The organism is Bacillus sp. 11C, from assembly GCF_055486375.1.
The window spans coordinates 146,367-171,502 of the sequence record NZ_JBUPVZ010000009.1 but is presented as its reverse complement, the minus strand read 5'-3'; the positions used below and the strand labels follow the sequence as shown (position 1 = coordinate 171,502).

22 protein-coding genes are annotated in these 25,136 nt (G+C 50.3%); all 22 read right to left on the bottom strand.

Annotation, left to right across the window (positions count from 1 at the left end):
- Positions 1-4: 4 nt before the first annotated feature.
- Positions 5-1,513 carry an extracellular solute-binding protein gene (locus ACY3LV_RS14280; RefSeq protein ID WP_464864019.1) on the bottom strand — a complete coding sequence of 503 codons (1,509 nt, stop codon included), beginning with the start codon at positions 1,511-1,513 and terminating at the stop codon, positions 5-7.
- A 122-nt stretch (positions 1,514-1,635) separates the two neighbouring features.
- Positions 1,636-4,209 (bottom strand): exo-rhamnogalacturonan lyase family protein, encoded by a 2,574-nt coding sequence (locus tag ACY3LV_RS14275; protein WP_333561831.1) that lies wholly within the window; start codon positions 4,207-4,209, stop codon positions 1,636-1,638.
- 44 nt (positions 4,210-4,253) lie between these two features.
- Positions 4,254-6,248, bottom strand: a complete 1,995-nt coding sequence (locus ACY3LV_RS14270; RefSeq protein ID WP_333561830.1) for a beta-galactosidase — start codon at positions 6,246-6,248, stop codon at positions 4,254-4,256.
- A 5-nt stretch (positions 6,249-6,253) separates the two neighbouring features.
- Positions 6,254-6,907, bottom strand: a complete 654-nt coding sequence (locus ACY3LV_RS14265) for a rhamnogalacturonan acetylesterase (protein ID WP_464864018.1) — start codon at positions 6,905-6,907, stop codon at positions 6,254-6,256.
- Positions 6,908-7,046: 139 nt separating this feature from the next.
- Positions 7,047-8,885 (bottom strand): rhamnogalacturonan lyase, encoded by a 1,839-nt coding sequence (locus tag ACY3LV_RS14260; RefSeq protein WP_464864017.1) that lies wholly within the window; start codon positions 8,883-8,885, stop codon positions 7,047-7,049.
- Between the two features lie 46 nt (positions 8,886-8,931).
- Positions 8,932-10,776 (bottom strand): rhamnogalacturonan lyase, encoded by a 1,845-nt coding sequence (gene rhgW / locus ACY3LV_RS14255; RefSeq protein WP_464864016.1) that lies wholly within the window; start codon positions 10,774-10,776, stop codon positions 8,932-8,934.
- 138 nt (positions 10,777-10,914) lie between these two features.
- A complete protein-coding gene (locus ACY3LV_RS14250; protein WP_148963549.1) occupies positions 10,915-11,541 on the bottom strand; it encodes a YesL family protein in 627 nt (208 codons plus the stop codon).
- Positions 11,538-12,200: a YesU family protein gene (locus tag ACY3LV_RS14245; protein ID WP_464864015.1), complete on the bottom strand. Its 663-nt coding sequence runs from the start codon at positions 12,198-12,200 to the stop codon at positions 11,538-11,540. The genes ACY3LV_RS14250 and ACY3LV_RS14245 overlap by 4 nt, the downstream gene beginning before the upstream one ends.
- Positions 12,193-12,891, bottom strand: coding sequence for a rhamnogalacturonan acetylesterase (locus tag ACY3LV_RS14240; protein WP_464864014.1), 699 nt, complete (start codon positions 12,889-12,891; stop codon positions 12,193-12,195). The genes ACY3LV_RS14245 and ACY3LV_RS14240 overlap by 8 nt, the downstream gene beginning before the upstream one ends.
- Positions 12,892-12,904: 13 nt before the next feature.
- Entirely contained in the window at positions 12,905-15,187 is a 2,283-nt protein-coding gene (locus ACY3LV_RS14235) for a helix-turn-helix domain-containing protein (protein ID WP_464864013.1), read from the bottom strand.
- A 21-nt stretch (positions 15,188-15,208) separates the two neighbouring features.
- Positions 15,209-16,243, bottom strand: a complete 1,035-nt coding sequence (gene yesR, locus ACY3LV_RS14230; RefSeq protein WP_333561823.1) for a rhamnogalacturonyl hydrolase YesR — start codon at positions 16,241-16,243, stop codon at positions 15,209-15,211.
- Positions 16,244-16,258: 15 nt separating this feature from the next.
- Entirely contained in the window at positions 16,259-17,149 is an 891-nt protein-coding gene (locus tag ACY3LV_RS14225) for a carbohydrate ABC transporter permease (RefSeq protein WP_464864012.1), read from the bottom strand.
- Positions 17,150-17,152: 3 nt separating this feature from the next.
- Entirely contained in the window at positions 17,153-18,082 is a 930-nt protein-coding gene (locus tag ACY3LV_RS14220) for a carbohydrate ABC transporter permease (protein ID WP_464864011.1), read from the bottom strand.
- A complete protein-coding gene (locus ACY3LV_RS14215) occupies positions 18,079-19,362 on the bottom strand; it encodes an ABC transporter substrate-binding protein (RefSeq protein WP_148963543.1) in 1,284 nt (427 codons plus the stop codon). The genes ACY3LV_RS14220 and ACY3LV_RS14215 overlap by 4 nt, the downstream gene beginning before the upstream one ends.
- Positions 19,363-19,465: 103 nt before the next feature.
- Complete coding sequence (locus ACY3LV_RS14210) at positions 19,466-20,572, bottom strand: response regulator transcription factor (protein WP_464864010.1); 1,107 nt, start codon at positions 20,570-20,572, stop codon at positions 19,466-19,468.
- A complete protein-coding gene (locus ACY3LV_RS14205; RefSeq protein WP_464864009.1) occupies positions 20,572-22,305 on the bottom strand; it encodes a cache domain-containing sensor histidine kinase in 1,734 nt (577 codons plus the stop codon). The genes ACY3LV_RS14210 and ACY3LV_RS14205 overlap by 1 nt, the downstream gene beginning before the upstream one ends.
- A complete protein-coding gene (locus tag ACY3LV_RS14200) occupies positions 22,302-22,931 on the bottom strand; it encodes a YesL family protein (RefSeq protein WP_464864008.1) in 630 nt (209 codons plus the stop codon). Before ACY3LV_RS14200 ends, ACY3LV_RS14205 begins: the two co-directional genes overlap by 4 nt.
- A 115-nt stretch (positions 22,932-23,046) precedes the next feature.
- Positions 23,047-23,349 (bottom strand): YesK-like family protein, encoded by a 303-nt coding sequence (locus tag ACY3LV_RS14195; protein WP_333561817.1) that lies wholly within the window; start codon positions 23,347-23,349, stop codon positions 23,047-23,049.
- 22 nt (positions 23,350-23,371) lie between these two features.
- Positions 23,372-23,914, bottom strand: coding sequence for a GNAT family N-acetyltransferase (locus tag ACY3LV_RS14190; RefSeq protein ID WP_148963538.1), 543 nt, complete (start codon positions 23,912-23,914; stop codon positions 23,372-23,374).
- A gap of 122 nt (positions 23,915-24,036) precedes the next feature.
- Positions 24,037-24,606, bottom strand: coding sequence for a spore coat protein CotJC (gene cotJC / locus ACY3LV_RS14185; RefSeq protein ID WP_087992477.1), 570 nt, complete (start codon positions 24,604-24,606; stop codon positions 24,037-24,039).
- 14 nt (positions 24,607-24,620) lie between these two features.
- Positions 24,621-24,884 carry a spore coat protein CotJB gene (gene cotJB, locus ACY3LV_RS14180; RefSeq protein WP_010329138.1) on the bottom strand — a complete coding sequence of 88 codons (264 nt, stop codon included), beginning with the start codon at positions 24,882-24,884 and terminating at the stop codon, positions 24,621-24,623.
- Positions 24,868-25,116 (bottom strand): spore coat-associated protein CotJA, encoded by a 249-nt coding sequence (gene cotJA, locus ACY3LV_RS14175; protein ID WP_003219489.1) that lies wholly within the window; start codon positions 25,114-25,116, stop codon positions 24,868-24,870. The genes cotJB and cotJA overlap by 17 nt, the downstream gene beginning before the upstream one ends.
- Positions 25,117-25,136: the final 20 nt, after the last annotated feature.

Sequence of the window (25,136 nt, the reverse complement as noted above, 5' to 3'; positions counted from 1 at the left end):
CGGTTTATTTTGTCGATTGATACAATTTGTTCAAGTCCTTCATCAGTTCATTGCCGCCGCTTTTTTTCCAAAGCTCCACCGCATCCCCGAACCCTTTTTCATCAATTTCTCCGATGATAAATTGCGTTCTCGCGTCGAGAATGATGTTGTCAAGCTGGGCTCCTTTTTGGGTATAGACATCAGATACAAGCGACTCAGCCGGGTTAAAGACGGCTATTTTTTCTCCTTCGGTTATGATGTCCTTGCGATGCTGGAAGAGCTTTGTTTTCTGGTCTTCGATGTAATACTCGCTTTTCGGAATCGACATGCTGAACTGCGCCAAGCCTTCATGCTCATAAAGAAGGGATTTGTTGTTTTTTTCAAGCGAGGTGAATACGCCGTCCTTGAGCTCATAATTGCGGCCTTCCACTCCGTTGTTCGTGAGAATCTGCGCTTCCTTATCATTCATTTTATCCAGGAAGGACAGCACCTCTTTCAGCTCTTTTTCGGTTTTGACGCTTGATTTTGGTATCGTGATCATCCCTGAATAGCCGGATGTCGGGAAGGTGCGCTTGCCATTCGGCCCCTCAAGCGAGCCGACGATGTCAATCACATCCTTGTTCGACTCATCCGCCTCCTCCATCGCGCTTTGGATTTGAGACGCTCTGGAGCCGGTATCAACGATGACACCCGCTTTTCCTTTCACAACCGGATCATTCCACTTCGCTGAATCCATGACCGCAAAGTCCTTATTGATCAAGCCCTCATCATAAAGCTTTTTAAAAAACTTGAGCGCATCCATGTACTCCTTCGTTGTAAAATCAGGAGTGAGCTTTCCATTTTCAACGCCGTAGCGGTTCGGTGCGCCGAACCAGATTTGCAGAACATCCCACGGGCTTCCGTTGCCGAGCCCCATCCATTTCGGCACGACCATACCGTACGTATCATCCTTGCCGTTTCCGTCGGGATCTTTTTCCTTAAAGGCTTTCAGCACTTCATAGAAATCATCAATCGTTTCCGGCATATCCAGACCGACATTTTCAAGCCAGTCGGTTCTGATGATCATACACGCTCTGATCAGGTCCCTCGTTCTGTAGATTCCGTACACCTCGCCGTTCACAGAGCTGTTCTTCAAAATCTTTTCATCTGCCTGGCTTAAATTCTTGTAGTCTTTTAAATAAGGAGACAGCTCCCAAAATGCCCCTGCTTTGACAGACTTGATAAAGCCGGCTGACTTATCTTTAATCACAATCGCATGAGGCATCTCTCCGGAGGCCATGACGATGTTGAACTTGTCGTTGTAGGATGAATCAGGCACCCATGTGACCTTAATATCTTTGCCTGTGTATTTTTCGAGCGCTTTTAATGAAGGGCTCTTTTCACTCGGGCTTTCCGGTGATAAGAGCGGCGCCATAATTTTAATCGTGTCTTTCGTACCGCCTGCTGAACTGGATGTTTCCGAATTGCTGCATCCGGCGATCATCATGGCAGCGAGCGGCAAGGCCAGCCATTTTTTTCGCATTCTATTTTTCATGATGCGTAAGTCCCCCTTTTTTTCATTTTGCAATTCCCCTTTGCCCTTCTTAATATAAAGCGCTTACATAAATACTTGCAATCTTCATTTTTTGCATCATTTCTCCTATGAAATTCCGGCTGTTATCCTTTTTTGCCTAATGTATCTTTTTTTGCGGGAAGGGAATCTCCAAGCAGTTCCAGCGCCGCTATGACGTTTAAACACCATTGAGAGACGGTGTTGGTTGTCACCCACGGGAGCTCCTCCAGCTGCGTCCATGTCTCAATGCACTCTGGTTTGATCGGAAGCGGCGTATGGCTCAGCTTATCATCAAGCAAAAGATTCCACGCTTTGGCGGCGAGATTCTGATCCTGTTTGTTTCTCGCGGCATAGGCTGTCATGGCAGCGGCGAACATCGGCCAGTGAAAATGCCCATCATGAAGCGCGCCGCCGCTTCGTTTCCGTTTTTCTTCATCACTGAGTGTGTAAAATTCGCCGAATTCACTCAGCATTTCCTCCCATTCCCGGTCATCAAGAAGCTCAGCCAGCTCCATCCACACTTGCGGCGCGCCGAAGGCAATGATCATATGATATCCGCCCGCTATGCCGTCGCCCATATGATGAAGCATCGAGGTCGCCGGATCATATTTAAATGTCGGGCCAGATAATAAGCGGAGCGGCAGCCGCTTCAGACAGCTGATGCCCGTTTGGATCTTCTTGAGATAATCTGGATTCCCGGTTCGCTCCCATTCCGCCAGCCAGTTTGAGCAAAACGCCGCCCAGTCAGGTCCCGTTCTGGCGTGGGTCGGATGCTTGCCTTTCTCGTAAAAAGCGCGCATCGGATCGGTTTTGACGAGGGCGTAATCGGCGTCCTTCACTTCTGTCAACAAATCTCCCGTCCGCTCATCTCCTGTCAGATAATAATAGAATTTATAAAGCCCGGCCATGCTGATCCTCGCTTCCTTGCAGCCGCATCCCCAATGCACAACGTTATGCCGTGAGCCAAGACCAGCGTATTCACCGAGGTGAAAGCTGTCCGTTTCGCTCGTGTGGCGGGTCATGGCTTCTGCCATGCGGTAGATATCCTCACTGCCTGAGCGGAAAAACGCCTGCCACAGCCATAAGGTCGGAACGAGCTCATTGTTTTGCCATGCGTATCCGCCGAGATCATAGCGCCACATATGCCGGATCGGATCATACGTATGCATGACATCGCCATAATGCCAAAACCCGTACCACCTGCGCTGTTCTACTTCCTTTTTGTAAAATCGAAAGGCAGCGTCGAGCTGTTCTTCCAGTTCTTTTTTGAGCGGATGGGAGGTGTCGATGACACTCCAAACCCCTAGCGCTTTTGACTCGTAATAGACGTCCGGCTCGCATACAAGCAGCGGCGGCGCCTGCCATTTGTCAGCGAGCGCATTGAGGGCATCCTCAGACGGCATGCGCGAAAAACACGACAGGCTGATTTCATTTGTGTTGGCAATGCCGGTCGGGTCAGAACGCATTTCATCAAAGCCTTCATACGCGTTGGCCACATGGGTGTTTCCTGTATAATGCCGTAAATCCATCGCTTCTCCGTCCGGGGGCCAAAGCCAGACGGTCATTTTTGGATGGCCGCTGGCGAGACCTTTGATTTCCAGTGCTGACGGATATTTTTCAAAAAAATACCGCAGGCCGAGAGCCATGCCGCCATTTTCGCCGCCCGCATAGAAGAGCCCCTTCGCCCGGCTGCCATGCAGCATGCCGACCCACGCATAGTCTTTTCTGGTCCGTTTTGACAGGCTGTAATGATCGCTGGAATCCTGAACAATTTTGACATCATTCCAAACCGCGTTCTGTGTGCCGTGAGCAAACCATTCTTTATGCTCTTCACTTGGTAACAGCGTTTCGCCATTGATTTGCTTTTGATAAAGCGGGTACCGTTCATTGAATTTACGTGTGCCAAACAGCTGGGCGGGTTCTTTGTACATCCCTTTCTCTCCCGCAAAACGGAAATGGCGGTTGTACGGCTCCCCTTCCAGAAAAAGATCAAACACGATGCCGAGCCCTTTAATGAATTCTTGTTTGCCATTCCTGTCGATCAGCTGCGTGTGCACGATGCCGATCTCAGAAAGCCCGGCATAAAATGTCAATCTGACCACAAACGGCAGCCATTCCTCATTTGTTTTTTGAAGGATATGCACACCCTCTATTTTGATCACCGCTTTGACAGGGCCTTGCTTCTCAAGCACCGCACGTTTGATGAGGCTGACAGACGTTTCCTGAAAAAGAACCGTTTCCGCCGCCGACTCCCGTCTCGTTTCTCTTATGGCAACGAGCCTCCCGCCTGCGGCGATCGGCTTTCCGTTGATCTGCAATGATTGAATGAGATCCGAGCCTGTTTTATGAATGGTACAGACGAGCGTTCCTGTATCGACTTGGATGTCATGCTCTGACTCATTGATGCTGAGCATTTCGTCCGGCTCCGGGCCTTCTCCTTTTTGCACTGTAAAGCTTTGATGTTCCTGTCCGCCGAACACCGCCGCGTGCTTCGTCCACTTGATGCTCCCGTCCGGCCAATAGGCCGACGGTTCGCTTTGCACAAATTGGCTTTCCGCCTTTTCATTCACAAGCGCCAGAGGGTCATCTTTTTCCAATTCTCCTTTTTTCCATGGCACGCCCCATGTTACACCGCTTGTCACCTTCGGCTGTTTTGATAACCATTTGATCTTTTTCATCAGTTCCCTCCCTCCATAGAAAAAAGCTGATTCGATGCAAAGAATCAGCTGTGATTGTCAAACTGAATCACACGGTATTCATGCGGTCCGATCGCCAGCCTCCCCGCTTTCGCCGAACGGTTCGTCAACAGATCCGTTCCCGCTTCAGGCAATGTCACGCTTCCTCCTTTTCCATCCATATTGACGATGATCCACACAAGGCCGTGATCGCCTTTGCGCGGGGCAACGATCGTGCCGGGTGTCACATCCGACCGAACGGAGATGGCTGCTTCCGCCGCGTAATGCCTGACGAGCGCTTCCAGCATCGCATCCCCTTCTTGACCGGATGGAAGCGATCCAAGCATGACGATTTTCCCTTTGCCGTGTTTCCGTTCTGTCAGAAACGCATGGCCTGCTCCCGGTCCTGATTCAACCGTGCCAAGCGTGTTTCCGCTCTCTGTATCAAACACCGCGCTCCACAGCCCGAGCGGCGCAGTGATGCCAAACGCTTTTCCTGTATTCACGTTCTCGTTCATTGGAAAGGTATATAGCGTTTTGATCCCGGCTGTTTTCTCAAGTTCTCCAAGCCCGCAATCCGTATGAATCGTATGCTCACTTGTGCGCCCGCCTGTCAGCGGCCCGGCGATCCAGATGCCTCCCGCTTCAGCGAATGCCGAAGCTTTGTTGATAAATTCGGAAGACAGATACGGCACAAATGGCGTAAACAGCAGGCGGTAGCCGTCCAGCGGAACGCCTTCCGGAATGAGGTCACGGTGAATCCCCGTGTTAAGAAGGCGTTCATAAAAGTGCGTCACAAGCGAACGGTGCTGAAGTCCCCGGTGAGGCTCAGTTTTGATAAATGCTTTTGCCCTGTCGGAGTACGTCATCGCCGCCTCGGCTTGAACGGGCACAGTCGATAAAATAACCGGTTCGATTTCCTGTCTAGCCCGCTCGACTGCCAACACGTTCTGATAACCAACGGTCGGTTCACCCCAAGCACTCAGAACCGAACCGTGTGAAATCTCGCTGCCTGAACGCTGCTGGCGCCACAGCCAATAGCAAAAACCCTCGCTTCCTAAGGCGTAGGAAGATACGGCTTCGGCCTGTAAATATCCGTCGGCATGCGGAAAAGCGGAGCTTTCAAGCGAGGCAGCATACGACGGACTCGTTTCCAAAATCCAAAACGGGCGCCCTTGTTTCAAATTCCTCCACAAATCACAGTTCAATAAAAAGGCGGAGGCGTTTTCCTGCGAAGCGTACGTATCATAGGAGGCAAAATCGAGATTCCGAAAGATCCGCTCATTGTCCACGCTGAACATGACAGAGCCGTTATGCGTGATCGGCGCATCCGAATAGCAGCGGATCATTTTGGCCTGTTCATCCGCAAATAAAGCGATCATCTCCATCGAAAACAGCTGATACATTGTGCGCAAGGAGGCGTGATGCAGAAATGGGGCCGGCCCCGGCTGCGGCACTTGCTCAAACGTCTGGTACGTTTCGCTCCACACTTCTGTTCCCCACGCTTCGTTTAACCGCTCAATCACGCCGTAACGGTTTCTGAGCCAGTCATGCCATAAACGCAAGCACGTCTCACACATACATTCTGCGACATGGCATTTAAACTCATTGTCCAGCTGCCAGCTGATCAGTCCCGGGAGCTCGCCAAGCTCCTTGGCGATGCTTGTGGTGATGATGGCGGCTTTTTTTCGGAAATACGGGTTGTTCGTACAAGCATGCTGACGGGAGCCGTGCCCCATGACCTCCCTTTTTTCGTTTACATGCATACGCTCCGGCCGGCCGTGCGACAGCCAAATCGGCGGTGTAGGCGTCGGGGTGCACATGATCGTTTCAATTCCGTTATCATACAACCGGGTGATGATCTCTTTGAAAAAACTGACGTCAATTTTTCCTTCTTCCGGCTCCATGACGGACCAGGCAAATTCGCCGATCCGCACAACATTCACGCCAACTTCACGCATGATGTCAATGTCCTGCCGGATCGTCTCTTCATCCCATAATTCCGGATAATAGCAAGCACCGTGATACAGTTTTCTCCTCACATTTTTCACCCTTCTTTGATGATCGATTCTGTCAGTGGCAGGCCGAGCTCCTTTATGCCTTTTGCCACAAGTTTCGCCATTTCATTTGCGCCTTTTTTTGTAAAGTGCGTGTAATCGTTAATTCCTTCTGACACCATAAAATAGGTGTACACTTTTTCCTCGCCCTTCTCGGTAAAGAAAGCGAGGCTTTTGGCCATCAGATCAATGAGCTGGACATTCTCCTCAGCAGCCGTCTGCTTCATGGCAATGCAATAATCAGGAAAGTCGTTCAAAAACACGCCGTTTTCGTAATGAAAGCGGGCCACAGGGGTAACGAGAAGCGGATGGGCGCCTTTTTCCCGCGCTCCTGCGATATACTGCTTTAAATATTGTTTATAGGTGGTATAAGGATCGGTGTAGCGCTCCGGCTTGTTTTTCGACGCGTCATTATGGCCCATCTGCACAAACAGCCAGTCATCCGGCTCGATCACATCAAGGATCGCCTGAAGCCTGCCCTCTTCCACAAATGTTTTTGAGCTTCTTCCCCCGATCGCTCTGTTGGTCACTTGAATATGCTCCGGCAGATGTGAGCCGAGAAACTGCCCCCAGCCCCCTTGATTGGTGCTGTCTCCATACCTTTGAACCGTCGAATCGCCGGCAAGATAGATATGATTTGCCATTTTCTCATTCCCCCTCGTTTTTTTTGTTTTAATATGATTTCGATCATGGTCAGAAAACCGGTGCGTGCAACGCCTGAACCTGCCCCTACGCCATCCTTTCAAAGCGACCAGCTTTTGCTTTGTATACGATACGTTCCTCCTATAGCCGCGTCTCCGTTTTGCTTCCCGCTGTGTACAGGGCGGGCTTCGGCGGTTTTTTCATCTCCGTTCCAAGATAAAAGCCCGTGTGTGGCGGCTGGTTGTAGGCGGTATTCTGCCAGGCGATGCCGAGCCGGTAAACCGGGTCATGCATGAGCGTGTACAACCGGTGGCCGGTGAGATGTGTCGTTGTATAGATGCGGAGCGCGCTGCTGTCCTCCGTTCTCCATATCACTTCTTCCCGCCAATCTCCGAACAGGTTGGCCTGAAGAACAGGGTTTCCTTTTGTCCCGTTGTTGGACAGCACGCCGGCCGGCTGAAAAATTGTTTTCAGACAGCGGTTTTCAGCATCCCATTTTTCAATCTTCGGCTTGCCGATTGTTCCGTCCCAGTCATGATCGAGCAGTTCCCTGACCAAGTCGCCGTCCCACCAGATGGCAAAATTGGCTGAGGCGGGCGCTTTGTCGCTGATTTTTTCTCCTTTGCTCGTAAAAAGCCCATATGACATTCCGTCATTGCCCGGCGGATCAATTCCCCAGACGAGCGATCCTTTGTAGTTTGGATCAATATGGGCCGCCATGCCTCTGCCGACATCTGTCCCAGCATGAACGCCCCACAAAATCTCGCCGGTTCCGGCATCACGCAGCGACAGTCCGTACGGCTTCGAGGCATCCTCATGCACCTGAAACACTTCAAGCCCTTTTCGGGACGGATCCAGATCCCCTACATGCATCGCGTCTCCGTGTCCAAGCCCCGTTGTGTACAGGCCTGTGCCGTCATGATCAACCGCCATGGCGCCGTAAATGATTTCATCCTTTCCGTCTCCGTCGACGTCCGCCACACTCAAGCTGTGGTTCCCCTGCCCTGCGTACGCTTCATGGCCCGGCTGATTGGAGTCAAATATCCAGCGTTTTTTCAGCCTTCCGTTTCTGAAATCGTATGCTGCGAGCACCGCTCTCGTATAGTAGCCGCGCGCCATCACGAGGCTCGGCCGCTCCCCGTCCAAATAAGCGATTCCGGCGAGAAAACGGTCCATCCGGTTGCCGTACCCGTCTCCCCAATCTTCCAGCTTGCCGCGGGGCGGTTCATATTCCACGGTCGTGATCGCTTCACCGGTTTCTCCTTTAAACACCGTCAAATATTCCGGACCGGACAGGATTCTGCCCTGTTCGTTCCTAAAATCGGCATGTTCATCGCCAATGACGTTTCCTTTCCCGTCTGTTGTGCCGTCGGCTGTTTTCATGGCGATTTCTGCTTTTCCATCACCGTCCAGGTCATAGACCATAAACTGGGTATAATGCGCGCCCGCTCTAATGTTTCTGCCGAGGTCGATGCGCCACAAAAAGGTGCCGTCCAGTTTATAGGCATCTATGAGAACATCCCCGGTATATCCGTCATGGGCGTTGTCTTTGGAATTGGACGGGTCCCACTTCAAAATGATTTCATATTCTCCATCCCCGTCCACATCCCCGACACTGGCATCATTGGCGCTGTAGGTGTACGGCTTTCCGTCCGGCGTCACACCGCCTTCCGGTTTGTTAAGCGGAACCTCTAGGACATTTTCCATCCAGACTGGAGCTTCTTTGGAACGCTTTTCTTCCCGTCCTTTATTGACGGCCGCCACCTGATAAACAGACTCCGCCGTTCCGTTTTGATCGAGAAAATTGGTGCTGTCAGCGATAGGCTTGCGGGTGATCCGCGTTCCGTCCCGATAAAGGTGAAAAGCCGTCGTCTCATGATCCGTTCCGAGAAAACGCCAGCTGACAAACACGCCCTGCTCCGTCTTGACCGCAATCAAACCCCTTGTCAAGTATTCCATCTGCCTCTTTTTTGGTTTCATTTTAATGGGAACGGGCTGCGCGCAGCCCGTTCCTTCCCCCTTTCTGTTAAGGCGTATACATATTCGGTTTTGGCTGTTCCGCCATGCCGTCCCCTAAAAAAAAGCTTGTGTGCGGAGGCTGGTTATACGCGACATTTTGCCAGGTGATGCCAAGCCGGTACACAGGATCATGCATCAGCGTGTACAGCCTGTGCTCAGTCGGAATGGTCGTCGTGTAAATGCGCAGCGCACTGCTGTCCTCCGTTCGCCACACAACTTCCTCACGCCAGTCACCGAGCAGATCAGCCTGCAGCGCCGGTGTTGCTTTTGTGCCATTGTTGGAGGCTGCGCCTGATGCAGTCAGCACATTTTTCGATACGCCGTTTTGATAATCCCACTTATCGATTCGGTTGCTGTCCAGCTGTTCCCGCAGCAAGTCGCCGTCCCACCAAATGCCGAAGTTGGTCGAGGACGGAACACTGCTTCCGATTTTGACCCCTTTCGCTGTGTAAAGAGAACCGTTCGCCCACACTTCCTGTCCCGGATAACGCGGGTCAATATCAGCAGCCATGCCCCGGCCTACATCCTTGCCTGCATGAACGCCCCAAAGGATTTTTCCGGTTGCCGCATCACGGAAGGATAAACCGTATTTTGCGTTTTTGTCTTCATGAACTTGAAATACCTCAAGACCCGGCCGGCTTGGATCAAGATCCCCAGTATGGAGGGCATCCCCGTGGCCCAAGCCAGTCGAATATATGCCTTTGCCGTCATGATCTACAGCCATTGAGCCGAAGATGATTTCATCCTTACCGTCTCCGTCAACATCCGCAATGCTCAGGCTGTGATTCCCCTGTCCGGCAAACGCTTCATTTCCCGGCTGTGAGGAATCAAATGTCCACAGTTTTGAAAGCTTACCGCCTCTGAAGTTATAGGCAACAATCATGGACTTGGCATAATACCCTCTAGTCATAATCAGACTCGGCCGCTGTCCGTCGAGGTAGGCAATCCCAGCTAGAAAACGGTCAACCCGGTTGCCGTAGCTGTCTCCCCAATCCGACACATTGCCGCGGGCCGGTTCAAAATTTGTTGTGACAAGCTCTTTCCCGGTTGCACCTTGAAACACAGTGAGATATTCAGGGCCTGAAAGCACACGCCCCTGTTCATTTCTGTAATCAGCATTGGCATTTCCAATCACTTTGCCCGTGCCGTCTTTTGTCCCGTCAGCCGTTTTCATCGCCACTTCCGCTTTTCCGTCACCATCAAGGTCATACACCATAAACTGGGTGTAGTGCGCTCCCGCTCTGATGTTTTTGCCGAGATTAATCCGCCATAACTTCGTTCCATCCAGTTTATACGCGTCAATCAGCACGTCACCCGTATAGCCATCCTGTGAGTTGTCCTTTGAATTAGACGGGTCCCATTTCAGGATCAGCTCGTATTGCCCGTCGCCATCCACATCGCCAACACTGGCGTCATTGGCGCTGTACGTGTAAGCTTCACCCTTTGGCGTCAAACCGCCAGCCGGTTTATCCAGCGGGACGGAATGATACGGCTGCGCCCATACGGAGGCTTTTTCAGAAGCCGCCTGTTCGGTTCCGTTTACGATAGCCCGAATCGTATAAGTTGAGCCCGCCGATCCGTTTTTATCCACATAGTTCGTGGTCTTGACAGGTGCGTCATTCAGCTTTTGCCCGTCTCTGTACACATTGAACGAAACAGATGCATTTTCAGTGCCAAGAAACCGCCAGCTGACAAAAATGCCGCCGTCCGTCTTGACTGCCACAAGCCCCCGGTTCAGCCCTTCCATCTGCCGCGCTGCCCCTTCAGCTTTCACAGGACATACAGAGGCCCCCATCACCAACAAGACCAGCAACGTTACAGCGGTAAACATGCGTTTCCTTCGTGTATTCATCAGACAGCTCCTTTTCATTCATTTGTAAGCGCTTACTTAAATTGGATTTTATGCGCTTTGTGAGCGGTCTTCAATTACACTTTTTTGCATCTGCCTTTTTCAGACACTGCACATTTTTGCGAGATTGTCATTTTTTTGTTACCCGGCTTGACGGTGCTGGGCTTCCGTCTTTTGAAACCCCCTGAAAGCAAAAAACATCGACACAAGCCCAAATAAACAAGGGCCGTAAAAAGGAATCAGGCCAGGGAGCCTATACAGCAAATAAAAGACAAATCCGCACCCGATCAGCATACAGCAGGTCGTCAGCGGCCGCATGGCGCCATACAGCAGCGCTTGCGGAATATATTTACGAAGCGGGAGCTGGTAGTGCACATAAAGGGGAAACACATACAGCAGCGCGATGATATACAAAAACCCAGCAAGCAAAGTGCAGCTTGTTACGGCAAAGGACAGCCAATCCGTACTGGCATAAAAATAATGATAGTTCGCGGATAATATGAGCAAAAGAGCCGCAAACGCCAATCCGATCGCATTGACCTTGAGAAATTCTTTTTTGTAGGTATCGAGAAATAACGGAAACACCGGGACATCCTTTTGCCCCATCAGCCATTTCCGTATGACGGCACACATCGCGGCTGTACTCGGCGCCCAGCCAAAAAGAACGCCGCCCAAAAGCGTAAACAACAGCCACAGCCCGTTGAGCCACGCGATTTTCACCACCGCTTCGCATCCTGCGTAAAGCGCATCCGTTACCGTCGTCTTCATCTTCTCACCGCTTGATGCACCGCAAAATTTCGATAAGCGGCTTTCATGGGCGCCATCTGCCGGAGCCCGATTTTCCCTTTTGTTAACACAGGCCCATGTGCGCTGCCGTCGTCCGTCCACTCAAGAATGGGCAGATCATTGATTGAAAAGTGCACATAGCCTTTGTCTTTGATGAGCTTCATCTGATACGGAGAATCAGCGTCGTCTGGAGAAGGCAGCGGGTCAGCTCCCATCGCGGCGAGGTGGAAACCGCGGCTTTTTCTTAAATTGCAGGTGCGGAACGCTCTTTCTTCCGCGTATTTTCTGCGGAAATACGACAGGTGGAGCGCGTTGATGTCTCCTGAATGATATTCGGGGTACTTTCCCGTTCTTTTCTTGAGACTTGGATCAAACAAATCCTCGCCTCCAATCCCCGCGGCGGAAAAAAACAGCATACACAGTCCAGGCTGCTCAATCGGCGAGAAGTCCCACGTCACAATGATGCCGTCCGGAAAGGTTTCCGGGCACCAATAGACAAAGTGTGCTTCGTCCTGAAAATGCGACAGGTGCAAGCGATGATCGTCAAATGAAATCTGTCCGCCTCCCTCCATCCGCCAGTCCTTCACATCGCTTGCTGACCGGAGCGGGTTACGGTACAGGCACGCACCTTCCTTATACATCTTCTTTTCCCTCCCGGCTCACGAGATGGTCCTTCAGCGGAAGGCAGAGTTCCTCAATGCCTTCTGCCACAAGCTTCGCAACCTCCATTGCCCCTTCTTCCGAAAAATGCGTATTGTCCGCAATGCCTTCCGGATAATTCGAATGTTCATTCGGCTGAAGCCAAACGAACAATCGCTTCGACTCCTCCGGCCCGTATGCTTCATACAGCACCTTTGTTTTCGCCAGCAGATCGATCACGGGCACAGCAAGCTCCTTTGCCAGTGCTTTCATCGCATCAGGATATTCGCCAAGCGTATGCTCGATCCGCCCGTTTTCATCAAAGCGGCGGCGCTGCACTGATGTGACGAACACAGGATGCGCTCCCTTTTCACGTGCCGTATCTACAAACAGGGTGAGAAATTGCTGAAACGTAGAGTACGGCTGCGTCCCCCGCGGTTTCTGGTCATTGTGGCCGAATTGAATAAACAAATAATCGCCCTGTGTGATGCGCTCGGCAATCGCCTGAAGTCTTCCTTCCTCCACAAAAGAATTGGTGCTCGCCCCTCCTTTGGCGTGATTGCGCACCTTTACATCTTCGGAAAACAATTGCCCGAATACCTGCCCCCACCCCGCCATCGGCGCTTCATGAGGCGGGCAGTCACTCACGGTGGAATCACCCGCTAAAAACACTTGAATCGGTTTTTCCATCACATGTCCTCTCCTTTCACGGCGTTTCCTGATACATTTGCCTGAAGACACCCGGCGGCACGCCGACCTGTTTTTTAAAAATCCGGTTAAAGTAATTGTGGCGGTAGCCGACTTCTTCTGACACGTCAAGAATTTTCTTATTCGTATTCACCAGCAGCTCTTTCGCCTTTTCAATTCTGATTTGGGTCACATAATCAATAAAATTAATGCCGGTTACTTGCTTAAATGCCTTGCTTAACGTGTATGAATTCATGCCAAGCGCATCGGCACAGCTTTCCAGCGAAAGATCCGCCATATACTGTTCATGAATCATGGCCATCACACGTTCCGCCAGCTGCTTTTCCTGTCTGTTTTTTCTGCCCTCAAGCTTGGAAAGGTATGGTGTAACGACAGCCATCAGCCAGGCCGCCGCTTCACCGGGTTCGCGCAATTCTGAAATCTCCAGAAGCAGATCCCGATGCTGAAACAGTTCGCTCGGATTGAGCCCGGAATGCAGAATATCCTCCTGAATGCGGGAAAACACTTGAATCAGGGCGGAGTGCACATGTCTGTCTATGCCCGCCTTTTCCGCCAGTTCCTCCATGCAGACACGTATCAGGTCCTCGGCTTCCTGTTTTCTTTCCAGCCGGATGGCCCGAACAATTTGTTTTTCCAGCTCAAAAGGGTAATAAGGGGCGGACTGCTCATCCTGAGGGAAGCCGGCCTGTAAATCAATCACCTGATGCCGGTTGGCAAACCGCCTGTGGGATTTGCCGCTTTTCACATCCTGATATAAAGAACGGATTTCCGTGACGAGCTCCGTCTTCCTGCTCATCGTCCCGGTCAGGTGTAATCCGGTGACTTCGTCAAATTGGTGAGCCAGCTCCGTTACGTACGCCTTCAGATCAGCTCTGTTTGTTTTCATCACAAGCACGGTGACGGAAAGCCGGCCGATATCAAGAATGGAGGGCTGAAAACAGTGTTTTTCCGCAAGCTCCTCGGCCAGATTGGTCAGGGTAAATACAGCGAGCTGTTCATCACCGGCGCGGAAGATGCTTGTTTCGCAGCGGAGCCCTGTCACCTGAAGATCAAGCACCTGAAACACATTTTCTTCGATGTTCCATCCAGCCTCCTCCATCCGTGATCTGAGACTTGCCTCGTTGTCATAGTAAAAATCGCCCTGCAAGAGGTGCTGCAAAAAACTCTTTTTCATATGGGGCGTCTGCCGCAGGAGCTGCTCTTGAAGCTTCCGGCTTTCAAGGGATAGGTCATGCCATCGCTTTTCAATCCACTTGAATTCATCCTGCCCGGACACCTGCCATGTTTTCTTCTCTCCCCCGGTAAACAAGCCAAGCAAATGCTGAATGGGGCGATAGATTTTTTTTGCTGCGTACCACGTCATGCACACCGCTAAGCCGATGCAAATGCCAAGCATGACGATGATCACTTTTGATAAAAACACCATCGGCGCTGTAATGGCTGAAAGAGGCGCCGCTGACACAAAGGTCCACTGCTGATGCATGCGGTTCATTTCTCCAAAGGAGACGGAATACAACGTGCCGCCCCATTCCATCTGAAAATGCCCTTTCTCGTCCGGCTGTTTTTTTATCTCTTCAATTAAAGTCTTTTCTAAATCCTTTTCTCCTTCCTGAAAAAGCACTTCCCGATTTTGGTCCAGAAGCAGCGCACTGCCCTCAGGATAAGGGGACAAGCTTTGCAGGATCGACTCCATTTCTAACGGATCAACCGCCAGCATGATCGCGCCGAACGGTTTCTCCGCCGAACCCGGAATGAGCTGGATCAGCATCGCTTGATTTCCGGATCGGTTCCAATAAATACTGTTGTCCGAGGCAAGCAGCGAGCGATACTTGCGAAGCGTCTCCTGTTCTGTCAAAGCGCTGTATTCAGGGCTCAGCACAAGAGGCCGGGGGCTGTTCAGAAAGATGGAAGCCTGCTCGATCAGCGGCTGCTGGTCCCGTAAAAGAAACAGCTTTTTCGTTAATTGATAGGAGAACGTATAATCTTTCTCCAAATCCTTCTCTGCCAATCCATTCATCAGCGAAGAATCGTACGCCATCTGGGTGAGAGTCAGCTCCAGCACTCCCAGCTTTTCATCCATCCGGCTGACTTCACGCGCCACCTGTGTTTCATGCGACCTCTGCAGTTCCTTCTCCACCTTGTCGATCGAAAGAAAATAGATAGCGCCGCCAGTCAGCAATCCGGGAATACAGGCAATCAGCAAAATAAAGACAAAGTTTCTTTTGAAATACGTTCCCTTCCAGCGTGAAACCTGTTCCTTCTGTTGAGGCTGTTTTTTCATCCCTTTCCCCCCGCCGCCGCTTTACTGATACACGCGTTTTTTCGTTCTTAGCACATCAGCAAGAAAAGTCAGCGCAAGTCCCTGTCCCCATCCTTGTATTCGTTTGTAAGGCACCTGTTTGTATCCTTCGGCATTTTTCATGACGGCTGTTCCGGCCGATACCTTGCTGACCCGTCCGTCCTCTTCCACCGCATCCAAAATGGCGGCAAGCGATTTCTGCGCGTATTTTGTATACAGCTTTCCGTTCGGCAAAAGAGCAGATGCAATACCCGCCGAAGCCGAAACCTCGAGATACGAATCCGGATCATCCAAAATGGTGTGCCAGAGCCCTGATTCATCCTGCAGCCGGACGAGCGCGCTCAGCTGGTCTCTGAGCGAGCCGTCAATGATCATAAAAGAAGGATGCGTCACCTCAATGAGCGGAAGCGCCTTCGCCATCGTGAGTGCCGCCCAGCCGTTCGCCCTGCCCCAATAAATCCCCGACAGATGATTTTGCGCTTTGTTGTCCCAGGCGTGATAGTACAAATTTGTGACAGGATCTTGAAGCACATCTTCATGTCCGTGGAACTGGCGCAGACCGTCTTCAAAATAATCCTCACGCTCCATCACCCGCCCGATTCTCAGCATAAACAGCCCTGCCATCATCAGCGTGTCCGCCCATGCTTGCTCAGGAAACACGTATTCCGTCGAATTAACCGTATGCTGAAGGATGCCCTCGCCGAAGCGCGGCGCTTTATGCAGCACATATTCCGCCATCTCGCCGGCCGTTTCCAAATACACGTGATCACCCGTCACCTTGTGGAGGAACAAAAGCGTATGCCCGATGGAAACCCCGTTGATCGAAAGCGGCGGCAGCCCATCCTCAAGCTGATCATCCACCCACGTTTTTAACAGGTTAATATATTCCTCGTTTTCCGTCGCTTCATACGCCTCTGCCACGCCATAAAATGCGACGCCGCCCGGCCAATCCCATGCAAAATCCATTTGAAATGTCCGTTTCACAATTCGGTCAATCACGGATGTGACCTTTTCTTCATCAAAGATAAGCTGTGCCATCTGCAACACTCCTTTTTATTTTAATCCGGTCGTACTAATGCCCTGAACGATATACTTCTGAAACAAAAAGAAGACAAGAATCACAGGCAATAACGAGACAGCCGACATGGCAAACATCGCACCCCAGTTCGAAGCTGATTCCGTATCGAGGAAAAGCTTCAGCGCGAGTGAAACAGGGTAAAGCTCAGGTTTATTCAAGTACAAAAGCGGCTGAATCAGCTCCTCCCACTTCCAATAGAAGGAGAAAATCGCAGACGTCGCAAGCGCCGGGGCAATTAGCGGCAGAATAATCCGCCAAAAGCAGGCAAAGCGCCCGCATCCGTCGATTCTCGCCGCTTCATCCAACTCCTCGGGAATCGTCCGGATAAACTGGATCATCAGAAAAATAAAAAACGCATGCCCGAAAAATGGCGGAATGACAATCGGTTTAAAAGAATTCAGCCAGCCTAATTTCGCAAACAAAATATACTGCGGAATCATCAGCACTTCATGCGGCAGCATTAACGTCCCCATCATGCAGACGAACCAAAACGCTTTTCCCTTAAACGGGATGCGCGCAAATCCGTATGCAATGACAGCCGATGACAGGACGGCACCGATTGTGGACAGCCCGACAATGATCGCCGAGTTTTTAATAAAGGTCAGAAACGGCTGCCCCGCAATGCCCTTCCATCCTTCCGCATAGTTGCTGAGAATAAAAGGGTCGGGAATGAGAGAATGAGAGGTTGTGAAAATACTGGAGCTTTCCTTAAACGAGCTGACAAACAGCCAAATGACCGGGTACAGCAATAACGCCGCCAGCGATGCCGTAAAAACATGGAACAGTACGCGCTTGAGCCTGAAGCGTCCGGCTTTTTTTCTCTCAAAAACCGGGGCTTCTCTGACAGGCTGGTTGACCGGCTCCATCCGTCATTCCTCCTTTGACTCGTAATGAACCCAATAGGCCGATGTTTTAAACAAAATCAGCGTAATCAGCCCGACAATGATCAGCATGACCCACGCCATCGCCGATGCGTAGCCCATTTGAAAATAGTTAAACGCCCGCTGGAACAAATAAAGCGAATACAAAAGCGTCCCGTCAAGCGGCCCGCCCTCGCCCTTTGAAATGATATAGGCAGGTGTAAACGTCATAAAAGCAGAAATCGTCTGCATCACTAGATTAAAGAAGATAATCGGCGTGAGAATCGGAAGCGTAATTTGAAAGAAACGCTGCACCCAATTTGCCCCGTCCACACTGGCCGCTTCCAAATACGAAGACGGAATGTTTTTCAGGCCGGCCAGAAAAATCAGCATCGATGACCCGAACTGCCAGACGGACAGCAAAATCAGTGTCCACAGCGCGCTTGTCGGGTCCTGATACCAAAGAATTTTTTGATCAATCCCCACAAAAAACAGCAACGCATTGATGACCCCGTCATTGCCAAAAATATTGCGCCACATAATCGCCACGGCCACGCTTCCGCCGATGATCGAAGGCAGATAAAAGAGCGTTCTGTAAATGGCCGTTCCTTTTGATGCATTGTTTAAAATGACAGCGATAAAAAGCGCGAAGCCGAGGCGGAGCGGCACCCCGGCAAGCACATACGTAAACGTCACCTTCAGCGACTGCCAATACTTTTCGTCACCCGTAAACATTTCCTTGTAGTTATTGAGCCCGATCCATTTCGGCGCCGTAAACAAGTCATAACTTGTGAAGGACAGAAACAGGGACGCTCCCATCGGAATCACCGTAAAACAAAGGAACCCGATAATAAACGGAGAAATAAAAGCATATCCCGCCAGATTGTCTTTTCTCATACTCCGGCTTTTTTTCATTGCGTCAGCCCCATTTCCCGTCAATTATTCCTCTCTAAAATTTCATTGGCCTGCTTCCGGAACGTTTTGGCGGCTTTTTCCGGCGATACCTTCTGAAACAGAATCTGATCAGACGTATCCTTCAGCAGCTTGATGACCTCTGCGCTTCCCACAGGCTCCGGCGGATCGGCTTTGCTGATGTGTTTTGAAGCGGTTTCTACATATTCAACGATATTGGCTTCTTCCTCATTCAGCTCTGGTTTAATCGCATCCGCCACTTTGTCGGATACCGGCACTCCCCGCTCGCCTTTAATCAGCTGGTTCGCTTCATCATTATTCACGAAGAAATCAATAAACTTCGCGGCCTCTTTTTTATGCTCAGAGCTTTTCGGAATCGAAAACAGCATACTCGGCTTCAGCGTCAGCGCCTTTTCCTTCATTTGCTCCGGCGGCAGATAAAGAGACAGCGGCGAGTCTGTCAGCTGGGCAAAACCCAAATATTGATTGGAGTAGTTCCACGTAATCGCCGACTTGCCTTTGACGATAAAGTCGTCCTCCATCCCTTTAATCTGTGCGCTTTCATCGGGTGTTGGCGATGTTTTCGCTTTCACCAGCCTCAGCTGCCGTTCAAAATAATCGACAAACAGCTGATCATCCTGATACGCGAGGCCTGTGCCGTCTTCTTTATAAAAACGCTCACCCTTCGTGCGCAAATAATAAGGGAAAAAAATATCAGGCGGATGCATGCCGTTGGAGCCGTAGACGCCGGCTTGTTCGTGAAGATCATACGCCAGCTTCTCGTAATCCTCCCACGTCCAGTTTTCCTGATTGACGGACACACCGGCTTTCTTCAGCAAATCATCATTGGCAATCACAGACAGCACGTTGACGCCCAGCGTAAACCCATAAAGCTTATTGTCAATTTTTCCGCCCGACAGCATATTCTCGTCGATTGAACTGACATCAATCGTTCCATCCTTTGTATACGGCGTTAAATCTTCCAGCTGGTTCTTCTTGCCGTATTGTGCCAAATAAGCGGTATCCATTTGAATGACATCGGGAAGCTGGCCGGCGGCAGACATCGGCGCGAGCTTTTTCCAGTAGTCATCCCAGTTCGCAAATTCGGCATCAATATGGACATGCGGATTCTTTTTTTCGTAAAGTTCAATTACCTTCGTTGTATAATCATGCCTTGGCTGCCCGCCCCACCATGCGATTCTGAGCGTAATGTCTTCTTTTTTCCCTGATGCCTCTTCACCCGCGGAACATCCGCTAAAAAAAAAGACGCAGACAAGCGAAAGCAGCACGTAACAAATCTTCTTCAAACCAATCCCCCCTTTAATGTAAGTGCTTACATTTTATTTTAAAGCGTTCAGATAGGGCGAAACACTCAAAAAACAGTGAGGAAAGTAAAAAAAACAGAGATGGCTATCCTGCGGATGCGCCTCCCTGTTTTTTTCTGAATTCTGACGGTGTCAGACCGGTATATTTTTTAAAGACGAGACTGAAATACTTCGGATTATCGCCAAACCCGATTTCTTCCGCGATTTCTGAGACACTCGCGTCCCGCCTGATTTTCATCTGCTTCATCGCATGCTCAAGACGCACTCGCGTCACGTATTGAGAAAATTTCTCGCCTGTTTCCTGTTTAAATAATTTCCCCAGATAATCAGGATTCATAAACAGCATATCCTTCGCCGCCCATTTTAAGGACAGATTCGGATTTCCGAGCTCATCGGCAACAAGCCTGATCATTTTCGAAATCACTGCGCTCCCGTGCAGGTCACCAGACGTTTCGACGGTGTCCCGAAACAGCTGCCCCGCGTGCCGGAGTTCCCCCGCCTGGCTGATTGCCATCCGATCGTCCCCGAAAACGTCCGCCGCCTTTTCAGCGGCGTTTTCCTCCACGGCGAGCACCGTCCATTCTCCGCTGCTGCAAACCGCTGTCAGCGCCGAACCGAATGTCTCTCTGACCCCGGCATCAACAGGTTGTTCCCCTTTTAAAATCAGTAGGCGGACCTTTGTTCCGGCAAGTGAAGGCAGCGGTGACAGCTGGGCTACACCGGCGATCAAGCCCTCCAAGTATTGATCTGCGGCAAAGGAACGGATATGATCGAGCTCATGCTTCAGATGAGCGGTTCTCTTTTTCCGCACATCGAACTGCTTCAGCTCGGCCATGATCTCCTCCAGCGAGCTGATAATCTGCTGTTCATTGCAGGGCTTCAGCAAATAATGCTTTACCCCGTATTTCATGGCTTCCTTCGCGTACTCAAACTCTCCAAACCCGGATAAGACGATAAATTGAACCGACGGACTGACGGCTGACACCTTCTTAATCAGCTCAAGCCCGTCCATACCGGGCATTTTCACGTCTGTAATGACAATATGCGGCTGCTTGCTTAAGATCTTGTCATACGCTTCATTCCCGTTCTGCGCTTTGCCGATCAATGAAGCGCCAAGCGCCTCCCACTCAATGATTCCCGCCATTCCGTCAAGAATAATCCTCTCATCATCAGCCAGCAGTATCTTATACATCACGCCACCTCATTTCGGCACGGTATTGTGATCACAATCCTCGTTCCCTTGTCTTGCTCACTATGAATGCGCAAGCCGTACGGCTCTCCGAATGTCAGCTTGATGCGTTCACGAATATTCCAAAGCCCGATTCCTCTTCCGCCCGATGTTTCGAGAATCTGTTCATCCATGCCGGGACCGTTATCTTCGACCGTAATACAGGCACAGTTCTTCATTTTTTTCGCCTGAAGGCGGATGGCGCACGGCCTGGTGAAGGGCTCAAGCGCGTATTGAATCGCATTTTCGACCAGCGGCTGAAGCGTCAGTTTCGGAATAAGGCAATGCTTTACTTCTTCGTCGATATCCAAAGTAAAATTCAGGCGCTCTTCAAATCGAAACCGCTGAATGGTCATATAGTGAAGAACGATGTCCGCCTCCTCCTGAATGGTCACTGTATCTTTTTTCATATGAATGCTGTTTCGCAGCAGAAAGCCGAGCGATTCCACCATTTTTGAAATTTGCTTTTGCTGATTCGCCTTTGCCAGCCAATTGATGGACTCGAGCGTATTATATAAAAAGTGCGGGTTGATCTGGGCTTGAAGTGCCTTCAATTCGGTTTCTTTAATGATGAGCTGCTTTTCCACATTTTCTTCCATAAGCTCGTTAATCCGTTTCATCATGACCGTAAAATGGCGGTTCAGCATGCCGGCTTCATCCTGTGTATGTTCCGGCAGAGAAAGCGATACCCCAGCCTCAATGCCGCCGTCCTGCACCGATTTCATCGCGGACACAAGCTGCTCGATCGGCTCCGTGATACTGTTGGCGATTTTTCTTCCGAAAAGCAAAACCGCACAGAAAAACAGGAGAAAACACGTACCGATCACCGTTTTCATAAAGGAAATTTTTTCGAACATCTGATCAAAGGGGATGACGTTATAGTAGCTCCAATTTTGATAGGATGATTGAAGGAAAGAAATAAAGTAACGTTTGCCATTCTTTTTTATCAGGTCATAACCAGGGTGCTTCAGCGTCTCCTTTGCCGCCTCGGACGCCAACACCGAAGCATGTGCCGAGTACACCAAATTCCCGCCTTGGTCGGCGATCATGATGTCTCCGACCGCATCGCCCCAATCCTTCGGCAAATCACGAATCATCTGTTTCACATTGACTTGGATCAGCACCATGCCCAAACCGTTCAAACTCAGCTGGTGATAGGATCTGATCTGCCGCGCTGAAATCAGGACAGGATCTGAACCGCCGAGCGTCATCCAAAGATTTCTTCCATTTTTCGCTTTGGCTCGTGTAAACACCTCTTTCTGCTGCTGCTTCAAAAGATCTGAGGAACTGCTTCCGGCTGAATACTCTGAGCCGCGGGCGTCAATCAAATGAATGGAATCGATGTACTTTTCATCGCCGGCATATTCCGCCAGCTGATCCCACAGCTCCTGCTTCATTTGATACTGATCGTACGTATCATCACGATTTTGCGTCATCAGGATGCGCTGAATCTGTTCGTTCGTAATGATTTCATATGACACATCCTCTATCTTTTTCAGCTCGTCTTCGATCCTTTCAGAAGACATCCGCAGCACCTCCGACGACTTGCGGTAAATCTGCTCATCATACACATGAAAGGCGTACTGCACCCCGCTGTATACAAACAGAAAGGACACGGCCATAATCAAAGATAGAAACACAAACAGCTTATCCTTAATCTTCATCCGTCTGTACCAGCCCGCGACTCTTTTTTTCATGCCGCCTTTTCTTTCTCCTGACGCTGATCCATTGACCGAAACGCTTTAAAGGATAGCTTCGTTAAGATCAGGCTAAGTAAACTCCCGCTGAAAAACAGCAGAAACACAACGTGAAAAAACACGAGAAACAACACACCGACAGCGCCCGCCGCCATCATGAGCGTCACCGCCGGACGGCTGAAGGCAATCAAAAAACTGATGCTCAGCACTTCCCTGATTTTCACATCAAAATGAGAAAACACCGGAAACACGTACAGCACAACAAACGCGAAAATAAAGCTGATGCTCAGGAACACATTGACGAGCAAAGGCTGATTCATCTGAGCCGCTATCCGCATATCCGCAAACAGAAACAGGCCGGCCGTCACAAGCATGAGCCCGAGGAGCTGCGCTGCCCTCCACTCCTTTTGAAACGCCCGAAAAAAGACAGAAAACACCGGTGCATCCGTGTTCCCCTTCGCCCATTCTCTCGCCACTGAAAACATCGCGGCAGTAGCGGGCATCAGCCCAAACACAACCAGACCTGCAAGAGAAAACAAAATCCAAAGCACATTCAAATAGGCCAGTCTCATCACCCACGTACAAAAACGATTCAGCCCATTCGTCACACTGTGTATCATTAACATCACCTTCCTGATTCGGAAAACGCTTTCATTTTAAAGTAATATGTATTTCTCTTTTCGAAAGAAAATTCCTGCCGCCTCGTGAAAAATTCGACATCTTTTGAGACAGCAGACGCCCTTATCTTTTCCTGTATCGCCGAATGGCCTTTTCGATCAAATATCCAGCAATAGCTCCGCAAATGACCTGAAATCCAAGCATGCCGAGCGCAGCCCCCTCCCAGCCGCGTACATACACGAGGCTGTACCAGATCGCAAGCACACAAAGGACAATCAGCCCGGCCAATATCCATTCCGGCCACCTTTTGTCAGGAAGCTTCCCCCGTACAAAAACGGATACGCTAGCGAACAGACAAGCGGTTACGATCCCTATCACAAAAACAAGTGACCACATCCCATGTCCCCCCTTTTTAGAAAAAGACAAAAAAGCCTCCTGTAAAGGACGCTTATTCTGCCGCAAGCTCTTTCTCAAATAAATGATAACCGGATGCATCAGCACCCATGAACTCATATCCCATACGCCGATAAAACGAGTGTAAGGCGTCATTATCAGCGACACAGTCAAGCCGAATCCGTGTTTTCCCCGGATAGTCAATAGCCGTCTCCGCCCAATGAAGAACGCGCGCCCCAAGTCCTTGTCCCGCAAACCGGCGGCTGACCGCCAGACGATGCAAATAAATGGACGCCTCATGCCCATCGTCTCCCCAAAGCGTCTGATCCCACTCGCTCGCTTCCGGCAGCAGCATCACGACAGCCGCAAGCTCTTCACCTTTTTTAAACACAAACACATGTCCATTTTCAATTGAACCCATGATATCGTGTGTATCTTGCCCTTCCAGCAGTCCGCTCCATTGGTTAGAGCCCCGGTCCCGGAGCCATTCAGCTGTTCGGACAAGCAGTCCAGTAATCGACTCTGCATCCTCATACACGGCCGGACACGCACAAATTCCATCAGCTAGTGTTTCATTCGTAATCTTAAAAGATGACATAAAGGCCTCCCAATCCAAAAGTAAGCTTGCACACACCTTGATTATAATGCAGACCTTCCAGCAAAAACAGACATTTTCTCTGTATGTAAAAGGGGTGCATGAAAGAGAGGCCCGGCTGCCCGTTAGAAAAACTTCTTTTTATCCCGCTCTTCTTTTAAAATTTCAACCGCTTCTCTGAAGCGCATGGAATGCACAATTTCACGCTCACGCAAAAAACGCAGGGAATCATTCAAATCAGGATCATCGGAGATATCTATCAGCCATTGATACGTAGCCCGCGCTTTTTCTTCTGCCGCAATGTCTTCGTATAAATCGGCAATTGGATCGCCCTTCGCCTGAATATAAGTCGCTGTAAACGGCACACCCGCCGCATTATGATAAAACAGCGCGCTGTCATGATTCACGTAATGTTCGCCAAGTCCCGCTTCACGCAGCTGCTCCGGTGTCGCATCTTTCGTCAGTTTATACACCATGGTCGCGATCATTTCCAAATGGGCAAACTCCTCCGTGCCGATATCCGTTAAAAGGCCGATGACTTTATCAGGAATCGTATACCGCTGGTTCAAATAACGGAGAGCCGCGGCCAGCTCGCCGTCCGCTCCGCCATACTGCTCAATCAAATATTTCGCCAGCGTCGGATTGCACGTACTGACCTTAACAGGGTATTGCAGCTTCTTTTCATACACCCACATTCAGGCATTCCTCCTTATACTTGCCACGGCCAAGGCCCTTGATTCCAATCCCAATCCTCGCCCGCGGGGCTGTTGCCGTACTGCAAAAGCGGTCCGTAAGAGGATTCGAACTTTCTTTTTAAGTGCCTTGAATAGCCGGAATATTGATTGAATTGCTTCAGCGCGTCTTCATCGTGAGGATGTGTATCTAAATAAAGGCTCAGCTCAACAAGCACAAAATCCGCGGCTTGAATTTGCTCAAGCTGACGGTAATACTCGGCATCAACCTTTTTTGCCATGGGCGTCTCCCCCTCGATAAGGGTTTTCATAAAAATCATAGAGATCCTTCCAAAGGGTGCCTTTCCTTAAAGCCTCCATCGGCGAAAACTGCTCCATATGCTCAGGCTGAAAGGTCATATAGAGATTAGGCGGCGTTCTGTAATATTTCTTCCCTATGGGCGGACAGGGATCAAAACGGCTGTGAAAGGGCGTGTATGATTTAACAGGCGTAAACGGCTGCATATCCTTCATTCCCGCTCCTCCTTTCTTAA